This window comes from Daejeonella sp. (assembly GCF_049655485.1).
Taxonomy (GTDB): Bacteria; Bacteroidota; Bacteroidia; order Sphingobacteriales; family Sphingobacteriaceae; genus Daejeonella.
Map to the genome: position 1 here is coordinate 1 of NZ_JBASJU010000115.1, position 5,704 is coordinate 5,704.

At 41.6% G+C, this 5,704-nt stretch carries 7 protein-coding genes; all 7 read right to left on the reverse strand.

Annotation, left to right across the window (positions count from 1 at the left end):
- The coding region (locus WBJ10_RS04730) for a phytoene/squalene synthase family protein (protein WP_424288377.1) at positions 1 to 803 on the reverse strand (803 nt) is incomplete at its 3' end.
- Positions 787 to 2,283 carry a phytoene desaturase family protein gene (locus tag WBJ10_RS04735; RefSeq protein WP_424288378.1) on the reverse strand — a complete coding sequence of 499 codons (1,497 nt, stop codon included), beginning with the start codon at positions 2,281 to 2,283 and terminating at the stop codon, positions 787 to 789. The genes WBJ10_RS04735 and WBJ10_RS04730, both read right to left, overlap by 17 nt.
- 12 nt (positions 2,284 to 2,295) lie before the next feature.
- Positions 2,296 to 3,177, reverse strand: coding sequence for a MerR family transcriptional regulator (locus WBJ10_RS04740; RefSeq protein ID WP_424288379.1), 882 nt, complete (start codon positions 3,175 to 3,177; stop codon positions 2,296 to 2,298).
- Between the two features lie 181 nt (positions 3,178 to 3,358).
- Positions 3,359 to 3,760: a lipocalin family protein gene (locus WBJ10_RS04745; RefSeq protein ID WP_424288380.1), complete on the reverse strand. Its 402-nt coding sequence runs from the start codon at positions 3,758 to 3,760 to the stop codon at positions 3,359 to 3,361.
- A gap of 4 nt (positions 3,761 to 3,764) precedes the next feature.
- Positions 3,765 to 4,670 (reverse strand): oxygen-dependent coproporphyrinogen oxidase, encoded by a 906-nt coding sequence (hemF, locus tag WBJ10_RS04750; RefSeq protein ID WP_424288381.1) that lies wholly within the window; start codon positions 4,668 to 4,670, stop codon positions 3,765 to 3,767.
- 21 nt (positions 4,671 to 4,691) lie between these two features.
- Positions 4,692 to 5,087, reverse strand: coding sequence for a hypothetical protein (locus tag WBJ10_RS04755; protein ID WP_424288382.1), 396 nt, complete (start codon positions 5,085 to 5,087; stop codon positions 4,692 to 4,694).
- A gap of 177 nt (positions 5,088 to 5,264) precedes the next feature.
- A partial coding sequence (locus WBJ10_RS04760) for an MFS transporter (RefSeq protein ID WP_424288383.1) occupies positions 5,265 to 5,704 on the reverse strand: 440 nt, incomplete at its 5' end.

The following is a 5,704-nucleotide window of genomic DNA, read 5'->3' on the forward strand; positions in this document are numbered from 1 at the left end:
TTTATCATAAGGCCAATTTTCCGCCCATTATTAATTCTTATTCTTTCTGTTAGCACTTTGTGTGCCGGAAGGCTTTTTATTTTATTAAATAGAGTTATATAATAGATATACGCCAGATATACGCCCCTTTTCGATGTAGCCGGCAGCATCCTGATACCTTTAAGAGCTTCTGCGAAATCCTCCTCGATTTCGGCTTCAATTTGCTCCTTTGAGACATGATTGAACTCCTGAACGTTCACATCCGGGAAATAACATCTGCCAAGAATGTGATAATCATCTTTCAGGTCACGCAAAAAATTGACCTTTTGAAACGCTGCACCAAGCTTCATGGCATAAGGTTTTAAATGATCAAAACTTGCCCGGTCCCCTTCTGTAAAAACATGAAGACACATCAGGCCTACAACCTCCGCCGATCCCAGTATATATTGATTGTAATTCTCCTTATTATAAGAAACTTTCTCCAGGTCCATTTCCATGCTTTTAAGAAAAGTCTCGATCAGATCAATATCTATATTATGTTTATTTACAGCATGTTGAAATGAATTTAATATAGGATTTATTGAGATACCACTCTGAATAGCTTCATAGGTATCTGCTTTGAGTTTAGAAAGCAGGTACCTTTGTTCATAGCTGTCAAAACTATCGACGATTTCGTCCGCCAGACGTACGAAACCGTAGATAGAATAAATTTCATCTCTTAAACGCGCATCTATAAAGTATATGCCCATCGAGAAACTCGTACTATATGTACGAGTCGTCATTTTGCTGATCTCCACTGAGAGATTGTCAAATAGATTCTTCATATACTTTCTTTTTAAGTTCGTCACTAAGTGTATTTGCAACCACTTTACCGGAGATTAGAGCAGGCGGTACGCCCGGTCCGGGGACAGTAAGCTGGCCTGCGTAATAAAGATTGCTGATCTTCTTATTTTTTATTCCCGGTTTCAGATTGGCAGTTTGCATTAGGGTATTTGCGAGGCCATAGGCATTACCTTTATAAGAGTTATAATCTTCGATAAAATTGTTCACGCAATAAGAACGTTTATAATCAATCAGTTCAAGGATTTCCTCGCCTATTTGCTTTTCGAGTCTCCGGATCATTATCTTAAAATACTTTTCTCTCATCTCCTCACTGTCATCTAGTCCGGGTGCAATTGGCATCAGAAGAAATAGGTTTTCATGTCCGGCAGGCGCAACTGTATCATCCGATTTAGAAGGGCAGCACACATAAAAAAGTGGTTTAACAGGCCACTTCGGATTTTTATAGATTTCTTTTGAATGTTCCAGCAGGTCTTCATCAAAAAATAGAGTATGGTGATTTAATCGGTCCACTTTCTTACTAAGCCCTATATAAAAAATCAAACATGAGGGTGCAAAAGTCTTTTTCTCCCAATAGCTAACAGGATAATTACGGTAAGATTGAGGAATCAGTTTTTCTTCCACATGCTGATAATCTGCGGAAGCAATAACAGCGTCAACAAGCACTTCATCGCCATTAACCGAAATACTTTTTGCCAGACCTTTTTCAATATTGATCTGACTAACTGCACTTTTAAAATGGAATTTCACTCCATTGTTTTCGGCTAAGGACTTGATACCTTCTATTACCTTGCCGAATCCTCCTTTTGGGTACCAGGTCCCCAGTTTGAGGCCTGCGTAATTCATTAAGCTGTACAAAGCCGGGGTATCCTGTGGCATTGCTCCTAAAAAAAGCACAGGAAATTCCATTAAAGCGATGAGCTTCGGATTTGAGAAGTATTTCCGGACATGGCTGCTGAACGAGCTGAAAACCTGGAGGCGGAACGCACCTTTGATTAAATCAAGATCAGCGAATTCCATTAAGGAAAGGCCTGGCTTGTAAACCAATTTGCCCATCCCCGTATCATATTTGAACTTCGCTTCGTTCATGAACTTATCTAGCTGTATCGAGCTGCCCGCTTCTATGGTTTCAAATAAGGCCTTTAGTTTGGTATAATTTTCCGGAACACTAACGATCTCATTGCCTGGGAAAACGATGTCAAATGCTGGCGAGAGAATACGGAGATCATAAAAATCTGATACTTTGTGACCAAAGTCTTCAAAAAAGCGCTCGAAGACATCTGGCATCCAATACCAGCTTGGGCCCATATCAAAGACATAGCCTTCGGATGTGCAAAACTGACGTGCCCTGCCGCCGGCTTCTGCATTTTTCTCATAAACGTGCACTTCATGCCCTCCCGCCGCCAAATAGCATGCAGCGCTTAAACCGGAGAAACCAGAACCTATGATGGCTATTTTAGACATAAAAATTCACGTTTAAATTGTAAGCATTTTCTCCAATGAATCAATATCCTGCAGCCAGTTAATCTTATTTTGGCAATTTATCTGGCTCAACAACTTAGAGTTGCCGGAAACATATATTGTTTTTCCTTTAAATCCCCCTTCCAGCTCACTCAAGTATTTCTGGACATCTTCAATCTGATTGTAGCGCACCTGAAACAAGAGCAAATACTGGGGCTTAACTTCGTCCAGTGCAGTGAGAACTGCATCGGCAGAGACACTACTACCAAGATACACAACTTTACGCCCAGATTCACGAATAATAAATGCTGCAAAAAGCAACCCTATCTCGTGGTATTCATCTTCGGGAAGAAAAAGGACCCATTTTTCAGCCTCCGGACCGGCTGGAGCCAACGTATCGATAGTCCTCAAAATTTTTTGCCGAACGATATTACTAATAAAGTGCTCCTGTACAATTGGGATAGCATTTGCTGACCACATCAGGCCAACCCGAACCAGCATGGGATATATTACGATTTTATATGTTTGCGATAAGCCATAATTGACCAGGCATTCCTCGAAAAGCTTTTCGAATCTATCCTGCTGGTAAGCCATACCAGCTGAAATCAATTGTGAGACATAATATTCTGTTGCTTCACTCGCGGTAGCATCCTTACGTTCCAGCACCATTTCTGAAAGCTGGTCGTCAGGCATCGAACAAAGTTCAGAAACTTTATAGTCGCTTTCCATCAGGCTAACGATGTTCAATAAGCGACGAAGCTGATCACTGCTATAATATCGCGTGTTACCTTCCGACCTCGCAGGCTGCAGGGCATTATATCTTTGCTCCCAAACCCGTATTGTATGAGGCTTGATTCCTGAGTACAGGGAAAGCTGTGAAATGGAAAATAAATTCATTGTTTAAATTTATTACAAAAAATTTAAACAAAACTTGATGCCTTAAGAATATTACAATAAGATGTTCGAACAGGAAATTTCTAAATTGTTTTTAAAGTCTCCTTAAAATGCACAAAAGCCACACGATTGTGGCTTTTGTTGTATAGAATGGGCTAACAATTGTAAATATTCCATGATTGAACTATTTCACCCGTTTCCAGTACTCTTCTACAATCATCCCATTGGGAAGGACACCATTAGTTGTCATTTTATCCCCTTCCAACTTGAATTTGTAGGCTACGGTCATGTTATCGTTTTGAGAAGGTTGCGTACTGAAAGTGCTGGTGATCAGAATGCTGTCGCCTTTTATCTCATATTTACCAGAGTTGTAAAGTTCAGGTTTAGCTGCTCCTTCAAGCAGAAAAGCCTCGTATGTATCAGCTTTATATGTCCTTTGCATGAGGAATTCCGTTGCTGCATTCCGGGATTTACCGTTATAAATACCCCCGTCATATTGCCATTTACCTTCAAGCCCGTTGGATGAGCATCCCACCATCAGAATTAAACACAATGCTGCAAGTGATCTTGTTATTAATGATTTCATCTTCCTATATCCAGTCTATTCCTTTTTTTAATAAAGCTAGGGTTTTTTCTTCTTCCGTACCCGGTTGTGGTTTAAAATCATACACCCAATTTGCCTGCGGAGGCAGACTCATTAAGATTGATTCGATCCGTCCATTGGTTTCCAGGCCAAATTTGGTGCCTGCATCATACACGAGGTTGAATTCAACATATCTGCTTCTGCGCTGAAATTGCCATTCTTTTTGTTGAGGAGTAAAAGATTTTTCTCTGTTTCTTGCAATGAGTTCAGTATACATCGGCAAAAATGTTCTGCCAACACCTTTAGAGAACTCAAATATTTCATCCCAGCTAAGCCCGGTTGATTCGGGATTTAGCCGGTCATAAAAAATACCACCAATTCCACGGGTTTCATTTCTATGCTTGATGAAGAAGTAGTCGTCGGCCCACTTTTTAAATCGGGGATAAAAGTCATTCTTGAATCGATCGCAGGTGGTTTTCAGGCTCTTATGGAAAAACTGCGCATCCTCATCAATTACGTAATGTGGAGTAAGATCTATACCACCACCGAACCATCTCAGTTCCTTTTCCCCGGAGATCATTTCAAAATACCGGATATTCATATGAATTATCGGCACCCAGGGGTTATTGGGATGTATGACGATAGAAACACCAGTTGCAAAAAAGTCGTCTTCATTTACTCCGAACGCCTTTTTGATATTATCGGGTAGCTTTCCCTCAACGGCAGAAAAATTTACTCCGCCTTTCTCCAGCACATTTCCATTTTGGATGATCCTGGTGCGACCACCGCCACCGCCTTCCCTGGTCCACAATTCTTCCTCAAATTTCCCCTTTCCATCTGCCAACTCCAGCCCTGCACATATTTCATCCTGGATTTGTTTGTAGGCGTCGGCGACTTGTTCTTTTGTGATCATGGGGGCAAAAGTGGGGATTTTTCAACTTATTTCCACATAATCCAAATCCTTACCAAACGTTTCCTTTAACTGGTACAAAGCAACAAGCGCTATTGCGATGGAAACAAATCCAACTACCATCGCGCTATTTATAATTCCCATACTCCCTTTTAATGCTGTGAATGAAAGTGTGGCAAGGACTAAGGACCCTCTTACAAAGTTTGGTACAGTAGTCGTAACGGTTGCTCTTAAATTAGTTCCGAATTGTTCGGAAGCTATCGTGACGAAAGTTGCCCAATACCCCGATGAGAAGCCAAGGAACAGTGCAAGCCAGATAAATTGCTCACTGGTCATCCCTTCGGCGTTCAGATAGACGACAATGCTTATCGCGGTAAGGATCAGAAAGGTGAGCATTACCTTTTTGCGTGAACGCAGCATTTGAGCCATGAAACCTGCAACGATATCTCCAAGGGCTATGCCGATATAACACCACAGAATTCCTGTTCCGGCAGATAATGGTTCGGTGGCATTGAGCTCTTTCCCAAACTCAGGAGAGAAAGTAACAAGTACGCCAACAACGAACCAAAGAGGGATAGCGATAAGTATACAACTTAATTATTTTTTGAATCGGGCTCCGTCATTGAATAGCATGAAGATATTCCCGCGACTAACGCCATCACTCTTTACATTTTTAAACATCCCGGATTCGGCAAGTCCTACGCGAAGGCCGAGGAGAAGTAAGCCCATAACCCCACCAATAATATAAGACGTTTCCCAGGCGTAATGCTCTCCAATTATAGCCGCGGCCACAGCGCCAAGCAGTCCGACACCTGCGACGATCATAGTACCATATCCCCTGTTTTCTTTGCTCATCGTTTCAGTAACCAGTGTAATTCCAGCACCCAATTCGCCTGCCAAACCTATACCAGCAATAAATCGGATAACAGCATAGGCTGGAATGGAGGTTACAAAGCCATTGGCCAGGTTAGCCACCGAATAAAGCAGGATCGAACCAAATAATACACTTATCCGACCACGTTTATCTCCTATGATGC

What these genes read in the sequence shown, in the direction of transcription:
- WBJ10_RS04735 (WP_424288378.1), bottom strand. Translation starts at nt 2,283, where the DNA reads ATGTCTAAAATAGCCATCATAGGTTCTGGTTTCTCCGGTTTAAGCGCT.
- WBJ10_RS04740 (WP_424288379.1), bottom strand. Translation starts at nt 3,177, where the DNA reads ATGAATTTATTTTCCATTTCACAGCTTTCCCTGTACTCAGGAATCAAG.
- WBJ10_RS04745 (WP_424288380.1), bottom strand. Translation starts at nt 3,760, where the DNA reads ATGAAATCATTAATAACAAGATCACTTGCAGCATTGTGTTTAATTCTG.
- hemF (WP_424288381.1), bottom strand. Translation starts at nt 4,670, where the DNA reads ATGATCACAAAAGAACAAGTCGCCGACGCCTACAAACAAATCCAGGAT.
- WBJ10_RS04755 (WP_424288382.1), bottom strand. Translation starts at nt 5,087, where the DNA reads ATGCTGCGTTCACGCAAAAAGGTAATGCTCACCTTTCTGATCCTTACC.